The organism is Sporosarcina sp. SG10008 (assembly GCF_044569405.1).
Classification (GTDB): Bacteria; Bacillota; Bacilli; order Bacillales_A; family Planococcaceae; genus Sporosarcina; species Sporosarcina psychrophila.
Window position 1 is genome coordinate 3,540,396 of record NZ_CP172607.1, and the last position, 18,708, is coordinate 3,559,103.

Annotated in this window: 19 protein-coding genes and 1 riboswitch; of the genes, 3 read left to right on the forward strand and 16 right to left on the reverse strand. The window is 45.1% G+C overall.

Annotated features, from left to right (window positions below; translation table 11 throughout):
• Nucleotide 1: 1 nt before the first annotated feature.
• The 13 genes from ACGLYD_RS16570 to ACGLYD_RS16630 all read right to left on the reverse strand — a co-directional run bounded on the left by ACGLYD_RS16570 (nucleotide 2) and on the right by ACGLYD_RS16630 (nucleotide 12,185).
• On the reverse strand, nucleotides 2–583 hold the full coding sequence (locus ACGLYD_RS16570) for a cob(I)yrinic acid a,c-diamide adenosyltransferase (protein WP_187045937.1): 582 nt from the start codon (nucleotides 581–583) through the stop codon (nucleotides 2–4).
• Entirely contained in the window at nucleotides 580–1,002 is a 423-nt protein-coding gene (locus ACGLYD_RS16575; protein ID WP_399629340.1) for a bifunctional adenosylcobinamide kinase/adenosylcobinamide-phosphate guanylyltransferase, read from the reverse strand. Before ACGLYD_RS16575 ends, ACGLYD_RS16570 begins: the two co-directional genes overlap by 4 nt.
• Nucleotides 954–1,547, reverse strand: a complete 594-nt coding sequence (locus ACGLYD_RS16580) for a histidine phosphatase family protein (protein WP_399629343.1) — start codon at nucleotides 1,545–1,547, stop codon at nucleotides 954–956. Before ACGLYD_RS16580 ends, ACGLYD_RS16575 begins: the two co-directional genes overlap by 49 nt.
• Nucleotides 1,520–2,284, reverse strand: a complete 765-nt coding sequence (cobS, locus tag ACGLYD_RS16585) for an adenosylcobinamide-GDP ribazoletransferase (RefSeq protein WP_399629346.1) — start codon at nucleotides 2,282–2,284, stop codon at nucleotides 1,520–1,522. The genes ACGLYD_RS16580 and cobS overlap by 28 nt, the downstream gene beginning before the upstream one ends.
• A complete protein-coding gene (locus tag ACGLYD_RS16590) occupies nucleotides 2,281–3,117 on the reverse strand; it encodes a cobyric acid synthase (protein WP_187045941.1) in 837 nt (278 codons plus the stop codon). Before ACGLYD_RS16590 ends, cobS begins: the two co-directional genes overlap by 4 nt.
• Nucleotides 3,114–3,707, reverse strand: coding sequence for a bifunctional adenosylcobinamide kinase/adenosylcobinamide-phosphate guanylyltransferase (locus ACGLYD_RS16595; RefSeq protein ID WP_399629348.1), 594 nt, complete (start codon nucleotides 3,705–3,707; stop codon nucleotides 3,114–3,116). Before ACGLYD_RS16595 ends, ACGLYD_RS16590 begins: the two co-directional genes overlap by 4 nt.
• Entirely contained in the window at nucleotides 3,689–4,768 is a 1,080-nt protein-coding gene (locus ACGLYD_RS16600; protein ID WP_399629351.1) for a pyridoxal phosphate-dependent aminotransferase, read from the reverse strand. Before ACGLYD_RS16600 ends, ACGLYD_RS16595 begins: the two co-directional genes overlap by 19 nt.
• Nucleotides 4,755–5,711 carry an adenosylcobinamide-phosphate synthase CbiB gene (cbiB, locus tag ACGLYD_RS16605; RefSeq protein ID WP_399633279.1) on the reverse strand — a complete coding sequence of 319 codons (957 nt, stop codon included), beginning with the start codon at nucleotides 5,709–5,711 and terminating at the stop codon, nucleotides 4,755–4,757. The genes ACGLYD_RS16600 and cbiB overlap by 14 nt, the downstream gene beginning before the upstream one ends.
• The gene (locus ACGLYD_RS16610) at nucleotides 5,711–7,183 is read right to left on the reverse strand and encodes an adenosylcobinamide amidohydrolase (protein ID WP_342539187.1); all 1,473 of its coding nucleotides are present in this window, start codon (nucleotides 7,181–7,183) and stop codon (nucleotides 5,711–5,713) included. Before ACGLYD_RS16610 ends, cbiB begins: the two co-directional genes overlap by 1 nt.
• A gap of 1 nt (nucleotide 7,184) precedes the next feature.
• Nucleotides 7,185–8,180 carry an iron ABC transporter permease gene (locus ACGLYD_RS16615; protein ID WP_342539189.1) on the reverse strand — a complete coding sequence of 332 codons (996 nt, stop codon included), beginning with the start codon at nucleotides 8,178–8,180 and terminating at the stop codon, nucleotides 7,185–7,187.
• On the reverse strand, nucleotides 8,173–9,135 hold the full coding sequence (locus ACGLYD_RS16620; RefSeq protein ID WP_399629354.1) for an ABC transporter substrate-binding protein: 963 nt from the start codon (nucleotides 9,133–9,135) through the stop codon (nucleotides 8,173–8,175). The genes ACGLYD_RS16615 and ACGLYD_RS16620 overlap by 8 nt, the downstream gene beginning before the upstream one ends.
• Nucleotides 9,136–9,253: 118 nt before the next feature.
• Nucleotides 9,254–9,439, reverse strand: a riboswitch (cobalamin riboswitch).
• A 638-nt stretch (nucleotides 9,440–10,077) separates the two neighbouring features.
• The gene (argS, locus tag ACGLYD_RS16625; RefSeq protein ID WP_399629357.1) at nucleotides 10,078–11,745 is read right to left on the reverse strand and encodes an arginine--tRNA ligase; all 1,668 of its coding nucleotides are present in this window, start codon (nucleotides 11,743–11,745) and stop codon (nucleotides 10,078–10,080) included.
• Complete coding sequence (locus ACGLYD_RS16630) at nucleotides 11,742–12,185, reverse strand: DUF1934 domain-containing protein (protein ID WP_067213229.1); 444 nt, start codon at nucleotides 12,183–12,185, stop codon at nucleotides 11,742–11,744. Before ACGLYD_RS16630 ends, argS begins: the two co-directional genes overlap by 4 nt.
• Before the next feature lie 159 nt (nucleotides 12,186–12,344).
• Between ACGLYD_RS16630 and ACGLYD_RS16635 the strand changes: the two genes are divergently transcribed.
• The gene (locus tag ACGLYD_RS16635; RefSeq protein WP_067213232.1) at nucleotides 12,345–14,402 is read left to right on the forward strand and encodes a transglycosylase domain-containing protein; all 2,058 of its coding nucleotides are present in this window, start codon (nucleotides 12,345–12,347) and stop codon (nucleotides 14,400–14,402) included.
• A gap of 685 nt (nucleotides 14,403–15,087) precedes the next feature.
• Here the strand turns inward: ACGLYD_RS16635 and ACGLYD_RS16640 are convergent.
• Nucleotides 15,088–15,618: a YwhD family protein gene (locus ACGLYD_RS16640; RefSeq protein ID WP_067213234.1), complete on the reverse strand. Its 531-nt coding sequence runs from the start codon at nucleotides 15,616–15,618 to the stop codon at nucleotides 15,088–15,090.
• 68 nt (nucleotides 15,619–15,686) lie between these two features.
• Here ACGLYD_RS16640 and ACGLYD_RS16645 point away from each other — a divergent pair, with 68 nt between their 5' ends.
• Entirely contained in the window at nucleotides 15,687–15,872 is a 186-nt protein-coding gene (locus ACGLYD_RS16645; RefSeq protein ID WP_399629360.1) for a 2-hydroxymuconate tautomerase, read from the forward strand.
• A gap of 182 nt (nucleotides 15,873–16,054) precedes the next feature.
• On the opposite strand, the gene ACGLYD_RS16650 is transcribed toward ACGLYD_RS16645, so the two are convergent.
• Nucleotides 16,055–16,561, reverse strand: coding sequence for a YwgA family protein (locus tag ACGLYD_RS16650; RefSeq protein WP_067213238.1), 507 nt, complete (start codon nucleotides 16,559–16,561; stop codon nucleotides 16,055–16,057).
• A 12-nt stretch (nucleotides 16,562–16,573) separates the two neighbouring features.
• A complete protein-coding gene (locus ACGLYD_RS16655; protein ID WP_067213241.1) occupies nucleotides 16,574–17,872 on the reverse strand; it encodes an HD domain-containing protein in 1,299 nt (432 codons plus the stop codon).
• Between the two features lie 182 nt (nucleotides 17,873–18,054).
• Here ACGLYD_RS16655 and ACGLYD_RS16660 point away from each other — a divergent pair, with 182 nt between their 5' ends.
• Nucleotides 18,055–18,693 carry an RsfA family transcriptional regulator gene (locus tag ACGLYD_RS16660; RefSeq protein ID WP_067213244.1) on the forward strand — a complete coding sequence of 213 codons (639 nt, stop codon included), beginning with the start codon at nucleotides 18,055–18,057 and terminating at the stop codon, nucleotides 18,691–18,693.
• Nucleotides 18,694–18,708 lie beyond the last annotated feature (15 nt).

The window sequence follows — 18,708 nt, forward strand, 5'->3', positions numbered from 1 at the left end:
ATTAATCCTCCTTTTTCTTATCCGTTCTGAACACTTTAGCACTTCTTACGTATTCATTATCCGGTACGTTAACCCGGGAATTCGCAATGCGCGCTGCAACGAAAAGATAATCGGAAAGCCTGTTCAAATAACGTTGTACTACTGCCGGTACATCTTCTTCTGCTTTTAAAAGTGTAACCGTCTGACGTTCTGCGCGTCTCGCAACAGTTCGTGCAATATGAAGTGTTGCAGCAGCAGGCGATCCACCTGGTAAGATGAATTTCTCTAATGGCGGCGCTTCTTCCATTAGCACATCAATGCGTTGCTCAAGCACTTCAACAGGTTCCTCAGACAATTTGTAATGACGTTCTTTCATAACGTTTGCAAGGTCGCCCCCACCATCAAATAATTCGTTTTGAATGGCTTCCAAATCTGTCAGCATATCCGCAAAAATTGCAGGATCGAGTTCCGTCATTGCTTTGCCGACAAATGAATTCAATTCATCCATCGTGCCATATGCTTCAACACGCAGGCTGTCTTTGTCGACGCGGCCCCCTATTAAACTTGTTTTCCCTTTATCCCCTGTACGTGTGTAAATTTTCATTGTTGTTCTCCCCTTTTCTTTAAAGTTTTTGCCAAGCCATACCAAATTCTTGTCACTTCATCCGCTTCCGCCATTAATTGCTGATAAAGCCGGCCGCAAGCATCGCGTAATTTTCGCTGGTCTGCATAGATAGGAACGATTCCCCGTCCAATATCGGTTAATATAAAAACTGTCTGACTATCCTTGGCGATGCAACTCATTACATAATCAATGGCCGCTTGTTCCGATAAATTCGTTTCCGCAAGCCACTTCTCGACTCCAGCTATGACAGTCGTCTGAATGGTTTCCCTATCCACTATGAAACTATCTCCCAGACAATTTCCTTCTACCCAGTGTACGTTTTCTTGCCCCTGCTCGGTCAGCCATTTTCTTACGTATTCTCGTTTGCCGTTATGGGCACCGCCGATATAGACGTGCATGACTCCCCCTCCTCGAATGCTTTGTCGCTTTCCCATTCAAATCGGTAACCCGTTCCGTGCGGGATGTCCCACGACCAAAAACCTTTATCTTCAGATGAAAACTTCGTCAAGACTACGCGAATAGGTCCCCCATGTGTCACGACAACCGCCTTGTTCGGCAATTGTTTCACTGCAGCCACTACCCGCCTTTCTAGATCTGTTAAACTTTCACCATTTAATGGTGCGAATTCATATGGATCATCAATCCATTTGCGATAGTCCTTATTCTTTTCAAGTTCCGCATATGTTTTCCCTTCAAACTCGCCAAAATTACATTCGCGCCAACTGGCAGCTGTTTCAATAGACGCATCTGGGAAATAGCGAGCAGCACTTTGTTTTGCACGACGAAGATCACTGCTGTAAACGTGTATCGGGGCTTCGGGTAGACGCCAATTCAAATTAGCCGAATCTAAAATCGGTTCATCTGTCCAGCCAATATATTTCCGTTCTTTATTGCCCAAAGTAGGAAGATGCCGGATTAGATAAAGCACAAAACGGCTAGCCATAACAATACCTCCATTCCTTCAATGAATGCACCACATAGGTCGCCTGTGACGCCTCCAAAATGCTTCAATGACCAGTTACGAAACGTGAAGAATGCGATTCCAATTACAACCGCTATCACAATTGGAATTAGTACACTTGTCAACATAAACCCTAGCGCGAATAAAGTCATTGCACTACTTACTAGCGTCCAGCTAATTAGTATATTTATTGAAATCTTTTCTTTGAAAAAGTGTGCGATTCCTTTATCTTTTGCAAGACGTACAGTGGAGAAATATAGGTTCATAGAGGCTCTTGCTAGGAAAGGAATCGCTATAAACAGCGCAATATTCCCTGAACCACGCATCAGTATTTCATTGAACACAGCGATTTTCACGATGATCAATAAAACAAGCGCCATCGTTCCAAATGCACCAAGTCGCGGGTCCTCTAGAATTTCGAGTCGTTTTTCGCGATCTTTGTATGAAAAGAATGCATCGCCCGTATCCGCCCAGCCATCCAGGTGCAAACCGCCGGTCAGTATGATAGCCGTCAATACGATAAAAACCGATGCAAGAAATGTTCCAACATGTAAATAATTCACTAGAAGTTCCGACACTCCGTACATCGCGAGCCCAATTGCCGCTCCAACGAAAGGTAGAGCCACATACATTGCTGTCACTTCTCTTCGGCCGAGTGGCAATTCTTTTCGAACGGGGATTGCCGTGAAAAATTGCATGGCTAGCAGCAATCCGTTCATTCCATCTCACCAGGTTGTGACAAAATTTCTTTGATTAGCGGCCAGTTGAGATGCGCTTTAACATGTTTTGCCCATGCATCATAGACGTCGATTCCCGCAGGTGCTTTCATTACCGGTCGATCCATATCTTCCTCTTCGATGCCATGATCGATTTTATAAGGAATAACACCTGCCACTGGAACTCCAGTGTAGGATTCTATAAATTCAATCCCTTCTTGGAATAAAGAAACGTCACCATGGAATTTATTGATAATAATAGCTTTGACACGTTTTCGATGCTCAGTTGGTAATAGTTGTAGCGTCCCGACGATTGATGCGATAGCACCTCCGCGATCAATATCTGCCACCAAAACAGCAGGTACATCCGCAATTTCTGCCACGCGCATATTCACAATTTCCCTGTCGTTGAGATTCACTTCTGCAGGACTGCCCGCACCTTCAATAATGACCGTTTCGTACGTTTCTGCCAGCTTGGTAAGCGACGTGTTAATGGCCTCAATTCCACGCGTGAAGAACTGTTCGCGATACGCCATTCCAACAATTGGACCAAATTTCTCTCCGAAAAAAAGCACTTCCGATTTCATGTCCGCAACTGGTTTCAGCAAAATTGGATTCATATAAATCGACGGCTTCGTTCTAGCAGCTTGCGCTTGAATGAATTGTGCACGGCTCATTTCTTCGCCATTTTCCGTTATCGCTGAAAAACGAGACATGTTTTGCGATTTGAAGGGTGTTACCCGCACGCCTTCGTCCGATAAAATGCGGCACAACGCTGTACAAATCATCGTTTTTCCAGAGTCTGATGCTGTTCCTAAAACAATTAGCCCATTCATTGCGTCACCTCCTGCCGATCATTTTTCCATATGATTGGGATTCCGTAATCCATTTCAATTGCTGTATCTGCTTTTTTGACAAGCACTTGGTGAATGCGGCCAATCCATTTACTGTAGAATTCCGTTTCAGCATATTCTGATGGCAGTTCGTCTAGGACTTCATTCGAAACAATAACGAGATGGGCGGCTTGCGACACTAGTGTGTCAATCGTTGTGTACAACTGTGTTTCCTTGCGCTCCATACAACCCGCTTGTCCAATACAAGGTTTTCCTGACTCCCAACCTGTGTATAACTCATTTGCTAACCATGTCGTCAGGCAATCCCATAACACGTAATCCCCCGGTTGAATGGAGGGCGATACCTTTTCCAGCTCGACTGGTTGTTCAAGGGTTGTCCAACTATGAGTGGAACGATCCGATTTGTGATGTTCAATACGCGCCTGCATTTCTGAGTCCGTTACGACGCCGGAGGCAATGTAAACTAGCCGGGCCGCATTTTTCTGCGCTTCATGAACAAGCAGCTTTTCTGCATAGGAGCTTTTCCCGCTTCTAACGCCGCCACTTATGAACGTCAGTTTTCCGCGAACCATTGCAACAGCTCCTCCTTCAAGATGTTCATGGACGCATCGTTTTTCATGCCAATCCGCAACCATCTGCCATCCATACCGCGGAAGTTTTGCGAATGACGGAGGACAATTCCACGTGCGAGCATATCTTTATACAACTTATTCGAATCACTGCCAGAACTTAGGGTGAATGAAATAAAATTCGTCACAGAATCAGTAACGTTGCACGCATTGTCTGTTAAAAACCGTGTCATTTTTTCCCGTTCACGATTACTATACTGAATTGCCTGTTCGCGGTATTGCTCTTCCTGTAAGCACACCGCCCCGATTTGAGCAGCTAAACCATTCACATTCCAATGCGGCGCGAGTGCTTTTATCCCCCTAATTATCGACGGATTTGCCGCGATATACCCGAGTCGTATTCCCGGAATGGCGTACATTTTCGTCATAGAGCGAACGACGATGACGTGCGGATTATTTTTTAATTCTGCGATGAAAGACAGTGATTCATCAACAAAATCGATAAAAGCCTCGTCTAATACGACTTCACAACCTACTTCAGCACCATGCCTGATAATTACGTTCAAATCCGTGCGTTCAGGCATGATTCCAGTTGGATTATTTGGTGTGCAAAGGTACAGAACTGATGCTGAAGTCATGGCCTCAAGGATAGCTTCCAACGGCAATTTAAAGCCGTCACTTTCCGATGCAATAACGCGAACAATCTCCACATCCTTCGCCAAGAGAGTCGCTTCGTATTCGGAAAATGTCGGGTGCACGACAATCGCTCGCTTTGCGCGATAACGCTCTGCCAAAAGTGCCAGCAGTTCTGCCGCCCCGTTCCCCGCGAATAAATAATCGGTCGAAATGCCATGGTAATCGGCAGCCGCTGACAGAAACGGCTCCCCTTCTGGATTTGGATAAGCCGTAAGCAAATCTCGTAAACTTGGCCACATCTTGGTAATTGAATCAGGAGGACCCGCCGGATTGACATTTTCACTGAAATCCAATAACCGTATAGGCTGTTCAATGCCCAGTGTTGCGTAAAGGTTTTGCGGATTTGCGCCATGTTCAGGCAACTGCATATAAAGCCACTCCAATCACCGTCATTACTAGCCAGAAAATAAACACTATGATATGCATCTGTGTAATGGTTTGTTTAATATGTATTGCGGTTAGCGGGGTGTTGCCTGGACCAAGCTCAGGTCGCTTCGATACGATTCCGCGGTATGTACTTGTTCCGCCAAGCGTAACGCCAAGTTGCCAAGCCGTCGCTGCCTCCAAAAATCCGCTGTTTGGACTTGGATGTTTCCTTGCGTCTTTACTCCAGCCAGCAAAGCGTTTCCAAAAGGACAACTGACTTTTATTCGGCGCATATAAAATGATTAGAAAACCCGTCACACGTGCTGGTATGAAATTCAAAATGTCGTCCGCGCGTGCAGAAAATTTACCGAACTTCTCATATCGTTCGTCTTTATAACCAATCATCGAATCTAGTGTATTCACTGCTTTGTACATCCAAAGACCGGGTGCTCCCAGAAGGAATGCCCAAAATAATGGCGATGTAATGCCGTCCGCAATATTTTCTGACACAGTTTCAACTGTTCCACGTACGATGCCACTTTCTTTTAGTTTATCGGTATCGCGACCGACAATCCATGACAACTTCGTTCGTGCTGCAGGTAAATCCTGTGCAGCAAGCGGACGGTAAACGTCAAGTGCAGCGTCACGCAAACTTTTTTGTGCCAGCCCGACGGCGATCAGAATTGATTCCACGCCAATACCTACATAGATATTGAATTGATAGGCAAAACCTACTAAAGCAAAAACGATACCTAACACAATCCCGACTGTGATGAAGAGTGTAGACGCCCCTTTTAATGTGCGGAACCGACCTTTATTCATAACACTAGTCAATTTGGCAATGAACGTCCCAATTAAGCGGACTGGATGCGGCAATTTCGGTGGATCCCCAATAATTCTGTCGAGCAGAAAACCAATTGCAATGGCGATAAAATGTGCAGGAATCAAGTTGTCCACCCTTTCGCCTTTTTGTAGGCACGGATTGCCCGTACAGTGCAGTCATAAACTCCGTGGCCAATCAGTTTTCCAAGCGGCGTAATCGGACCTGCATACGGCAGGAATTCTCCTTGTTGTGTTGCCGCGACTAGCAGGCTGTCCGTCGATGTACCTGTCGCAATTGTGCCTGTGAGCGGATCTGTTATGGATTCCATTTGAAGCGCTTTCGTTTTCGCTTCTGTTGCCGTTATCATTGCTTGGATAAATGCTTCATCAGGTAGCTGGCCATTGACGATAATCCATGTATTGATTGTACCGACACGAGGTTTCTGATCACGCGTGAGTGCTTGCGAGACATCGACAGCATTACCAACGCCAGCTGTTACCGCAATCAGAATCGTTCCGAAATCCCCTGTGTATTCCTCGACTTCGGCATGATCCGTCATGACCGCGGTCATCATACCGACCGTATCCGTCAGATGAAAACCTTGCTGTTCAAGATAGGAAGTATTTTCAGCTTTGACGTCGTCTACATTGTAATCAGCATCAACATGACGATTGACAAACGACCGATACCAGCCTGTTCCAGCATTATGAACGGCGGAGGAAATGGTTTTCAACGGATATTTTGTTCGTAATGCAACAAAGTCCGATGCTATCGAAAAGTCCTCTTTTACAACGGCGAAAGGCTTAATTTCCTCTTTGGTTTCCGGCAGCAGTGTAATTTGAGGTTTTGGCAATTCAGGATGGGGCTGTGATTTTATTCGCGCACCGTAAACAGATTCGATTGCCTCTTCCATCACTACGTCTTGTGGCACACCTATTCTGGCAATCCGCCCTTTATCCATCAAGAGAAGTCGGTCGCAATATAAAGAAGCCAAATTGATATCGTGAAACACCGAAATAACTGTGAGTCCTTTGTCAATTGCCTGTTGACGAATCGTATCGAGTAATTGTTGTTGGTGAGCGATGTCCAAGTGATTCGTTGGCTCATCGAGTAATAAAATAGGCGCCTCCTGTGCGAGTGCCTGTGCGACGAAAACACGTTGCTGTTCACCGCCGGATAGGAGTTCTATCGAGTTTTCAGCATAACGTGTGATGGACATACTGGTTATGGCATCGGTCACGGCGCGCTCGTCTTCATCTGACCATGAGGAAAATAGTCCTGATTGGTGCGGATAGCGACCGAGTTCAACCGTTTCTCGAACAGTGTGGGAAAATGCATGTGCATGGAGTTGTGGCAAGACGGCTACTTTTTTGGCAAATTCTTTTTGTGAATAAGTAGAAGCGTCTTGCCCGTCAATTGTGACGGAACCCGTTTCCTTCGGGAGAATGCCTGAAATAATTTTCAAAAGTGTGGATTTACCACTGCCATTGGGTCCAAGTATGCCGAGTACTTCGCCTTTATTGACAGTGAATGTCACAGCTTTCACGATGGATTCTTTGCCATAACCACCGGAAATATTTTCGACTTTTAACATTTCACATGCCTCCTTTCCTCCGTTGTTTATAGAAGATAAATGCAAATACGGGTGCACCGATAAACGCTGTGATGACACCGACCGGAAGTTCTGTCGGCGAAATGATTGTCCGTGCAATTAAGTCGCAAATGATGAGCAACGTCGCACCGTTCATGAACGATAATGTCAGCAGATGACGATGATCAGATCCCCAAAGAAGTCGCGTCATATGCGGAACGACTAGACCAACAAAGCCAATTGTGCCGGACACCGCGACTGCCGAACCTGTCAGGATGGATCCACCAATCAAAATGGCAAACTTACGGCGTTTGACGTTGACACCTAAATGATGCGCTCGTTCTTCTCCAAATAACATCGCATTTAATTCGCGGCGATTCAGCCACAGCATGAATGAACCTACGACGACGAATGGCAAAATCATCGTAATATAATTCCATCCTCGCATCGAAACACTGCCGAGTAGCCAACCAATAATTTGGCGCAACTCTTCCCCTGTGAGCGCTATCATAAGTGATAGCACAGAACCGAGGAACGAACCGAAAATGATTCCGGTCAAAATAATTGTTTCCATTCTCATCGCTCGGTCAACGAGGCGTGCAAATCCAAGAACGAGGAACATTGTTAATGCAGCACCAACCATACTGAATATAGGAAGCGTATAAGTGCCTAAAAACGGGATAGAAATACCAAAAAAGAGCGTCATAACAGCACCGACCGAGGCGCCGGATGACACTCCGAGGGTGTATGGATCAGCGAGCGGATTTTTCAGCAACCCCTGGAAAGCAGCGCCCGAAATCGCGAGCGAAGCGCCGACAAGTCCCGCGAGCACGACACGCGGCATACGAATCTTCCACAAAATATTGGTAGCTGTTGCATCCGCCCCTGCATTCCATAACGTACTAATCGGTATTTTCACAGACCCGATTGACACACCGAGCCACACCGCCACAAGAAGTGCGGCGGCGGAAACGATGTAGGCAACGCTGGATTTACTCACCGAAAGCCTCAGGGTAGATGGCTTTTGCTATTTCTTCAAGCCCTTCAGCAAGACGGGGGCCTGTACGGCTAGTGATATTCTCTTTAACTTGAACAACAGCTTTTTCTTTAATTGCCGTAATCGTATCGAAACCTGGGCGTGCATAAACGTCTGCAACTGCCGTTTCGATATCATACAACACGATAATTACATCTGGATTACGGTTAATAATTTCTTCCGGAGCTATCATAAACCAGTCTTCCTGATCAGCAGCAATATTTTCAGCACCAATCATTTCTAGCATTTGATCCATAAATGTATTTTTTCCTGGTGTGTAAATGTTTGGCTCAGGTGATGTTTCAACGAAAACTGTTTTTTTATTGTCGACTGTTGCTATTTTCGCCAATACTTCTTCTACTTTTGCTTTCATATCCGTAATGATTTTTTCTGCTTCTACTGTTTTACCAGTCGCTTGACCGATTGTTTCAATCGTTGTGTACGTTTCTTCGAAACTCGCTGCATTTTTCACAACAAAGACTGGGATTCCTGCATCGCGGATTTGTTGCAGTCCTTCTTTGCCTGTTCCAAGTCCTGATTCATGTGCAAAAACAATTTCAGGGTTCATGGAAACGATTTTTTCGACGTTGAAATCCTGGCCGCCGATTTTCTCTTTTTCAAGTGCTTCTGCTGGATAATCATCGTAGTCATTGACGCCGACAATCGCATCCCCAAGACCTAGTTCAAACAATATTTCCGTGTTGCTTGGAACCATAGAAACGATTGTTGCCGGTGCAGTTTCCAGGGTAATTTCATTGCCAACCGAGTCCGTTAGCGTAAGCGGGAAGTCAGCTTTGACCACTTCCGCTTCCGGTGTTCCATCTACTTTCGGCTTATCTGGTGTAGCAGCTGTTCCACATGCTGCGAGCAAGAATACTGCCAAAAATGCCGTTAATCCTAATTGCCAAATCTTTTTCATGTTGTTTTCCTCCTGTTTGTTCCAAATAAAAATCCCCCGTAATTGCTACGGAGGAATAAGCTGAGTAAAAATCTGGACGCACAGTGACGTCGATTTTCACTAATCCTATCCTCGTAGGGTACGTGTGATCCATAAAGGCAGGTCTCCTGGCTCGTGTTCAAGGCTTGCCGCGTCTTCCCGGAACTTTTTCCAGTGACACATTGCGACTAACTCACACTTACAGTGGCGGGACCGCGCCGGCATTGAACCGACTTCCCTTTTAACCCCGTTTTTAATGCGGGGCACCTTTATGTTTGGTATGTATTTTGTACAACTTTCAGTATACTACAAATTTTTATTGTGTCGATAGTGAGGGAGATTTGTAGATTTAGATATGTTGAATTAAAGAATCCCGTTGAATCTGTTGTGTCGCTCGATGATGAGAGAGTATTAATTCGGAATGTGGATTGTAGATCGCTTGGCGCTAGAGTGTACATTAATCGGAAGAGTTGTAGTTCGGCGTGTGGATTACAGATCGCTTGGCGCTTTGGGGATGCCTCTCGCCATGAGTTTGGACTGAGATTATAATGTGAGTACTATTTTATACTAATTTCATTGAAGAAAGACATACTACGAGCTACAGGTCTTTTCCCCGACAATGCAATGTGCATTCTATTATATAGACAATCCAGCGAAGGCGCGCCTTCGTGGTAGCCGGAGCGATAAGACTGAAAGCGGTCTTCTTTCTGGCTTATCGCGGGAGGCATCCACAAAGCGTCGAAGCGATATTAGCAGGATTTCTAATTCATTCCAGGTAGTTGGACTTATTCAGCGGCCTTCCAAAAGCCCTTGTAAAGAGCATGCATCGTATTCATTTGTTCAACATATATAGGGAGAATATCTGCATGTGAAAAACGCCATACTTGAGAGATAACAATCTCTCAAGTATGGCGTTCAATTTTATTACATCTTTTCTGGAGCAGAAACACCAATAAGTTTCAATGCATTTGCAATTGTTGTGCGTGTGATTGTAATTAATGCTAGACGTGCTTCCGATAGTTCGCGGTTGTCTGGGTCTAGCACTTTTTCTGCGTTATAAAAGCTGTGGAATGTAGCCGCTAGTTCTTGGATATATGTTGCAACGCGGTGTGGTGAACGAATTCTCGCTGCATCACTGATTACTTGCGGGAAGTCACCGATTTTCTTCAGTAATTCCAACTCTTTTTCAGCTTGCAGTAAAGAAACATTATCCACAGATACAGCCATGCCATTTTCATCAGCTTGGCGCAAGATTGATGAAATCCGTGCATGCGCGTATTGTGCGTAGTACACAGGGTTTTCATTCGACTGAGAAATCGCTAGATCTAGGTCGAAGTCCATCTGCGAGTCACCTGAACGCATTGCGAAGAAGTAACGGACTGCGTCCAGACCAACTTCCTCAACTAGCTCACGCAAGGTTACAGCTTTCCCCGTACGTTTACTCATCTTGAACTTTTCACCGTCTTTATATAACTGAACCATTTGTACGACACTGACTTCGAGTGTGTCGTTGCCGTAACCAAGCGCTTCGATTGCCGCTTTCATCCGTGGAATATAACCATGGTGATCTGCGCCCCAAATATTGATAATTTTATCGAATCCGCGGAACAATTTATCCTCATGGTACGCGATATCCGGTGTCAAATACGTGTAAGTACCGTCGTTTTTAATTAACACACGATCTTTGTCATCACCGAAAGTTGTTGAACGGAACCATGTTGCGCCATCTTCTTCAAAGACATGGCCATTGGCACGTAATTTATCAAGAGCAACATCGATTTTGCCGTTTTCATACAATGAAGTTTCAGAGAACCAGACATCAAACGACACACGGAAATTCGCAAGGTCTGTTTTTAGCTTTTCTAATTCATGCTCCAGGCCATATTGGCGGAAGAATGCATAACGCTCTTCATCTGGCGTGTTGACGTATTTGTCGCCATATTCAGCTGCCAGCATTTTACCGATATTAATAATGTCCGGTCCTTGGTAGCCGTCTTCAGGCATTTCTTTATCCAACCCGAGTTCTTGGAAATAACGTGCTTCAACAGAATTAGCAAGGTTGTGCACTTGATTTCCTGCATCGTTAATGTAGTATTCACGTGCCACATCGTAGCCAGCGAAATCGAGAACGTTGGATAGAGAATCACCAAGAGAAGCTCCGCGTGCATGTCCAAGGTGAAGGTCACCTGTCGGATTAGCAGAAACAAATTCAACTTGGACTTTTTGTTTATTGCCAAAGTTTGAACGGCCGTAGTTCTCGCCTTGTTCAAGAACGGTCTTGACGATGCCGCCTAAGTAATCCGTTTTTAATTTTATATTGATGAAACCAGGACCTGCAATTTCAATCGATTCGATCGAAGTGCCATCCGTATTTAGTTTTTCAAGTATCGCTTCCGCAATTGCACGCGGCGGCTTTTTCGCTAACTTTGTCAGTTGCATAGCAATGTTCGTTGCATAATCGCCGTTGTCTTTGTTATTAGGCGTTTCAAGCATAATGTCCGGTATTGCCGTTTCTTCTGCCAAACCCGCATCAATTACAGCTTGACGAAGTGCCACTTTTACCTCTTGTTGAATCTGTTCTACCGCGTTCATATTGTTCCCTCCGTGTATGTAATAGTCAGTTCGTATGTTCCAAGAAGCGATCCTTCTGCATGCAAATCGTAATGCACATTGAAGCGTCCTCCGGAATTGTCTTCTTGCTCCTTGAAATCGAGCTTGTCCGTTTTGACAACTAAGTCAAACGTCGCCGGTCCACTGCCGTACGTTCCTGGACGTTCACCAGCTGCAACAAATGGCAATCGCATCGTAACTGCACCGCGACGCATAATAAGTGCGTCTGTAGAATCCAATTTAACAATTGTTTGAATCGACTTTCCACTTTGTTGTTCTTCATATTTCAAATAAGATTTACCTGCTTTTTCAATCAGCAAACCTTTTGCATTCAATTCATGCTTCTCCTCGTCTTGGCCTGGATGGCGAATTGACGAATGGAGCTTAATCGTTACATATCGCCCTTTTTCCCGCGATTCCATATACTCACTGTCCTTTTCATGAAAACATCTTCTTATTATATCCTTTTTACGGTCTACATTTCAATCTATCCGAGCAATGCATGTTTTTACGCATGTTCCGTTTAATCTGTTTCCATGCGTCCCATACTAGATGCAAAGATATGGACGGGACGGGATCGTATGCAACGGACAGTATATGTGAAACAGAAAAAAAGACGCTCGGCATTACGAAGGCTGTTGCTGCTATCCGTCACGATGATAATGGCGGTGCTGACCATCTTCCTATCGCTCAGGCTCTATGCTCAAATTACAGGCGCACCTTCTTTAAGCGTGCCAAAAGCTTCTGTCTTTCTTGATAAAGATGGCAAGCAAATTGGCGACCGGTTTTCCGCAGAACGACGGTACTGGGTAGACCTCGATGACATGTCACCGTTTCTAATCGATGCAGTCGTTGCGACAGAAGATAAGAATTTTTATAGCCACAACGGTTTTGATTATAGACGGATTGCAGGCGCCCTTTTGAAAGATGCGAAATCCGGGCGCAAAGTCGAAGGAGCCAGCACAATTACCATGCAATATGCGAAAAACTTGTATTTGACGTTTGAAAAGACATGGAAACGGAAAATCACTGAAGCACTTTATGCCTATCGAATGGAAATATTTTACGAAAAAGATGTCATCTTAGAAGGTTATTTGAATACTGTTTACTTCGGACATGGCATGTATGGTGTCGAGGCGGCAAGTAAGTTTTATTTCGGAAAGTCAGCAAAAGATCTGACGTTAGAGGAATCCGCCGTTATTACTGCCATCGCGAAAGGTCCTTCGGTTTATTCGCCTATTGAAAATCCCGAGAAATCGAGGGAACGAACATTGCTGGTATTGTCACTTATGGAGGCGCAAGGGTACATTACGGCGCGCCAAGAAGAACGGGCGACGAACGAACAAATTACGTTAAAAAACCGCGAATGGGCTGACTCTAAGCGCGTTGCCCCTTATTTTCTGGATGAAGTGTGGCGTGAGGCTGAAAAAGTACTTGTAGCGAAAGGACGCTATCCGGCAGAAGGTGGTTGGACAATCCGGACAACGCTGGATCCACTTCACCAACAAGCCGCCGAAGAAACGATCGCTAAATGGATGCCGGATAGCGGTTTACAAGTTGGGTTCATGTCGATAGAAACAGGAACGGGTGCAATCACATCGCTCATAGGTGGGATAAATTATACCGAAAGTCCGTTCAACCGGGCGACCCAAGCAAAGCGTCAGCCCGGCTCAGCGATGAAACCTATTTTGTATGCAGCTGCACTCGAAGATGGGTTCAGTCCACTGACATTTTTATCGACGGAAAAAACCATTTTCACTTATGATGAAGGCCGTTCGACGTATGAACCAAACAATGTGAACGGTAAATTTGCTGGCCACCCTATCTCGCTTGCGCAGGCACTGGCTATTTCCGATAACATTTACGCAGTGAAAACGCTTGAAGATATCGGTTATAAGAAATTCAGCAAAATGGCTGAACGTCTTGGCGTTGACGGTGAATTCGAAGAATCTCCTGCAACCGCACTTGGCACTTCACTTGTCACACTTTCTGACATGACAAATGCCTATAACCGAGTTGCGTCAGGCGGTATCGAAACAGTCCCAACGACGATTCTATCCATATCAGATGCAGACGGAAAAACGGTCTATGAACATCCGAAGCAAAGCAAGAAACATGTCATCAGCGAACAGGATGCATTTGTTCTTACTCATCTGATGACTGGTATGTTCGATCCAGTGTTCAACGATTATTCTACTGCCACTGGTTTATCTATGCGCTCAAAACAGACGCGGCCCTATGCAGCAAAATCTGGAACGACGATTTCGGATCAATACTTAATTGGCTACACCCCTTCACTAACGGCGGGGATTTGGACCGGATATGATGTCGGAAAGCAACTGACCGACACGACGGATAAAGCGGCATCGAAAAAAATATGGATCGACTTCATGGAGACCGTAAATCGCGGTCTTCCACCCGAACCGTTCATCCCTCCGAATGGAGTCAATGGCGTCATTATTGACGTTGACACAGGTGGTATCGCTGTAAATGAATGCGAGAAACAACGGCTTGTTTATGTAAAAGAAAAGGATATGCCACAAAAGCTATGTACGGATAAAGTGCTACGAGAACAGCGCACAGTAGGCGAAACTGACGGGAAGAAGTTTGAACTATTTCCGTTTTCGTTTTTTGAGTGATTTGGATTTAGGGGATATGATTGGTCGCCACTCGTTTTTGATCGGGTAGCGCGGGATATGATCGGGCGGCGCTGGGTTATGATCGGTTATCGCCGGATATGATCGGGCGGCACTGGTTATGATCGGTTCGCGTGGGATACGATCGGGCGGCACTGGTTATGATCGGTTTGCGCGGGATATGTTCGGGCGGCACTGGGTTATAATCGGTTTGCGCGGGATATGTTCGGGCGGCACTGGTTATGATCGGTTTGCGCGGGATATGTTCAGGCGGCGCTGGGTTATGATCGGTTTGCGCGGGATATGATCGGGCGGCACTGGTTATGATCGGTTCGCGCGGGATATGATCGGGCGGCACTGGTTATGATCGGTTTGCGCGGGATATGTTCGGGCGGCACTGGTTATGATCGGTTCGCGCGGAATATGATCGGGCGGCGCTCCCGAATTCATCAAAATCAAAAAAGCTTTCCTTTCCCGAATTAAATCGGGGAAGGAAAGCTTTTTTACCGTTCAAGGCGTCCTGCTAAATGGTGTATCGCGCTTGGGTTTGTTTGATACGTTATTCATCAGGGAGTGCACGATTCCGGTTGTCCTAGCTTACAATTGCAAGCTGTGATTTCAGTGTACTGCCTTTCAAGCTGACATTCAACCTCGGATTGAGAAGTATGCGGAATTTGTCACTTTTTGTTCACAACTCCGGCGAATCCACACTCAAATCAACATGCAGTTTTGGTTCGCTTCTGTCCCACATTTCCTTGTTATGAGCAGCAAGGAATTCAGCTAAAATCTGCTTTGATTTATCATCCATATGATCAACAATGATATTCCGTTTCATCGATTTATCCATCCGATTAACGTGATCGGCAAGCACTTTATACCCTCGGCGTTTTTCACGATTAACGACCATTTCACACGCTGTAACACCCGCATAATAAGGCCCTTGTTCGCGGAAATCGATTGTTACCCAGACAAGCCAATATGGTTTGCCACCTTCTGAATCTTCGCGGTTCAGCGTAAATTTGACACCGCGTTCTGTGTCACTTCTAGCATGCATCGCACCTATTTCAATACGCGCAACGCCTTCATTGACATCGATAATGACAGGTGACACGTTTTCAAGTGACAACGAACCAATCCCGTATCCGCCATGACCGTCAGTCGGATCGTCCTTTATAATTGTGAAACCCAATTTCTGTTTCGGTTTATTTTCATTTGTCATTTATTCGTCCCCTCCAAATCTGATACTATGTATACTATACCCAATATATACTGAGAGGGGGAAATGTAATGCCAATCGTAACTGTGAAAATGTTGGAAGGTCGTACAGATGAACAAAAACGTGCGCTGTGCGAAAGAGTGACAGAAGTTGTCGCTGAAACAACAGGTGCACCTGCTCAAAATGTTTCTGTCATCATTGAAGAAATGTCGAAAAGCCATTACTCCATCGCTGGAAAACGTCCTAGCGATCAGTAATTAATTTCCAAAAAGGCTGCCTCATGACGGAAAGTTTCCGACATGGGGCAGCCTTTTATTACTGTCCAGACTCCAAGCGTCAGCCCCTCGAGTCGCTTCTGTCCTAAAGATAAAGACAAAGAGCGTCTTTATTTTAGGCCATTCAGCGCTTGTCGGGGCTTAACGACGCTTTCCGCTTTTCTTTACTGAACCGCATACGTTTGAATTTCACTTATGAAGTCAAATGCAGCCGTCATCTCCTCCGCAGAGAAGTTCAGTTTATTTTTCACGATAAGGACTTTAGCGATTTGCTCGTCCTTGTCAAGATGATCAAAGTACAGCAATGTCGAAACGAGTTCGAGGAAACGGGAGCTCTTGACGTTCATGCTGTCGATGCAGGTCCCTAGCATTGCGTGGGCAGCGTCTGCCATTTCGAGGAAACCCGCCCCCTCGCCTGTCACTTGATAGCTATATTGGACGTACGATCCTTTGTCCGTACACTGCTCCGCCAGAAATCCCATTTCGCATAGTTCCTCAATACGCAACGTTAATTCTTCCGAGTAGGGTCCGTACATGTGAAGCTCATATTTTTCAGCGAATGGGAAATTCATCTTTTTCGCAATATAAATCATTTTTTGTAACTTTTTTCGTCCAGTGACTTCATTCGCCATTGAGATGAATTGCACAATTTTAGCGTGTTCTGATAACACCTTCCCTCACACCTACCCTTTCAGCATATCTAAAATTCGGCCATACAGCGGATTTTGTTCTTTTCCTGCTTCCAAAACATCTTCCGGGAAATAGATTTTATGGTCTGTTCGTCTTTTACCTGAAATCGCATCTACGACATCCGATGAACGCGATAATTCGCTTAAGTCCCCATTTCGCATTTGTAAGTATATCGGTAAGCGTTCGTTTTCTTCACCTGGACCGTAAAAGTCGTAAGGTAAATCTGACGACGAATCTGTAACCAGGTAATAAGCCGGATCAATTCCTGCTTCCTTGAATAACTGCTCGAGTTCACCGATTTTCCGGTATTCTGTTGCCGGATCAAATTCTGCGTACTGGAACAATCTTCTATTGATAAACCGATAGCAAAGGTCCGACAAGATTGCGTCGTCTTCCTTCATCCACATTTGGAAATAGGTTAATAAAATACTTTCATCAAGCGCAATATAGTCTTCAAGCAGAAATGTCTTATCAAAAAAAGAGCGGAAGTGGACAGGTTCTTGTTTAAAGATATACCCGCTTTCATGTAATTGCTTTGCACGATGTAAAATTTTGATCAAAATAACTTCAGCGCTACGTGACACTGGATGGAAATAGACTTGCCAGTACATCTGGTAACGGCTCATTATATAATCTTCCACTGCGTGCATACCGCTATATTTGATAACCGCCTGTTCTTCTGTAGGCCGCATGACACGCAGAATACGTTCCATATCGAAATGACCGTACGACACCCCTGTAAAATAAGCGTCACGCTGTAGATAATCCATCCGATCGGCATCAATTTGACTTGAAATCAGACTGACAACAAGCTTATCCGGATAGGTTTTCCCAATTATATCAGCCACTTTTTGTGGGAAATCAGGTGCCACACGACGAAGCACTGCATTTACTTCTGTGTCCCCTAACAAAATCGCTTGCGTAAATTGTTCATGATCGAGATCGAACACTTTTTCAAAGGCGTGCGAAAACGGGCCATGTCCTAGATCATGCAACAACGCCGCACACATCGTTACTAGACGTTCCTCATTGTTCCATTCAGGCCTGCCGCTGAAACCGTCGTCAATGATGCGTCTGACGATTTCATAGACACCGAGCGAATGGTGAAACCTACTATGCTCCGCCCCATGAAATACGAGATACGTCGTGCCTAGTTGTTTGATCCGGCGAAGGCGCTGAAATTCACTTGTGCCAATAACGTCCCAAATCACTTTATCGCGCACGTGAATATATCGATGCACAGGATCTTTGAAAACTTTTTCTTCGACCAGTTTTTCATCTTTGTATTCCATAGTGCACCTCCGTCAACTCATTCCCTTTAGTATAATCGTAAAAATGGTTCGTAGGAAGATGGAAAAAGGTTCATTTGAGTGAAAAAAAGATAGAATGCTTTTTTCATTATGAATAAAGTAACGAAATCCTGTCCACACTGACCGTAGAAAGAGACTATGAACATATGACTGGAGGCACGGAGATGGTGAAAGTTAGACAGGATGCTTGGATTGAAGAAAACGATACTTTATTAGCCGACACAGTACTACGACATGTTCGCGAAGGTAGTACACAACTTAGCGCTTTCGAAGAAGTTGGGGACGCGCTCAACAGAACGGCAGCAGCTTGCGGGTTCAGATGGAACGCAGTTGTAAGACGTGATTATGAAAAAGAGCTTTCGGACGCGAAGAAAGAACGCAAACAAGCAATACGTGTACTTGGAAAAGACTTTAAACGACGGGGACAACAATTATATAGCCCTTCGCAAGGACTAGAGGAAGAACAAAAGATTTCCGTTCCGTTATCAGCACTCTCACTCGATACGGTTATCGCATTTCTTGTCCGCATGCATCACACAGGCGTGGGAGATAACGAGTCACTTCGCTGGAGGCAAACTGCTAAAATCGCGAATGAAAAGTCGGAGCAACTCCAAAAAGAAATCGAAAAACTGCAACAGGAAAATAAAACCCTGCGCGCCGATTACGAACAATTTGTTCAAATTATGAACCGCGCACGCCGTCTCGTCACGCTAGATGATGATGCTGATCGCACAGCACCGGTTTTCAAAATGGAGCAAAATGGAAACCTAGTTTCAAAAGAACCGCCTATCAATCATCATTGATAGGCGGTTTTTCTT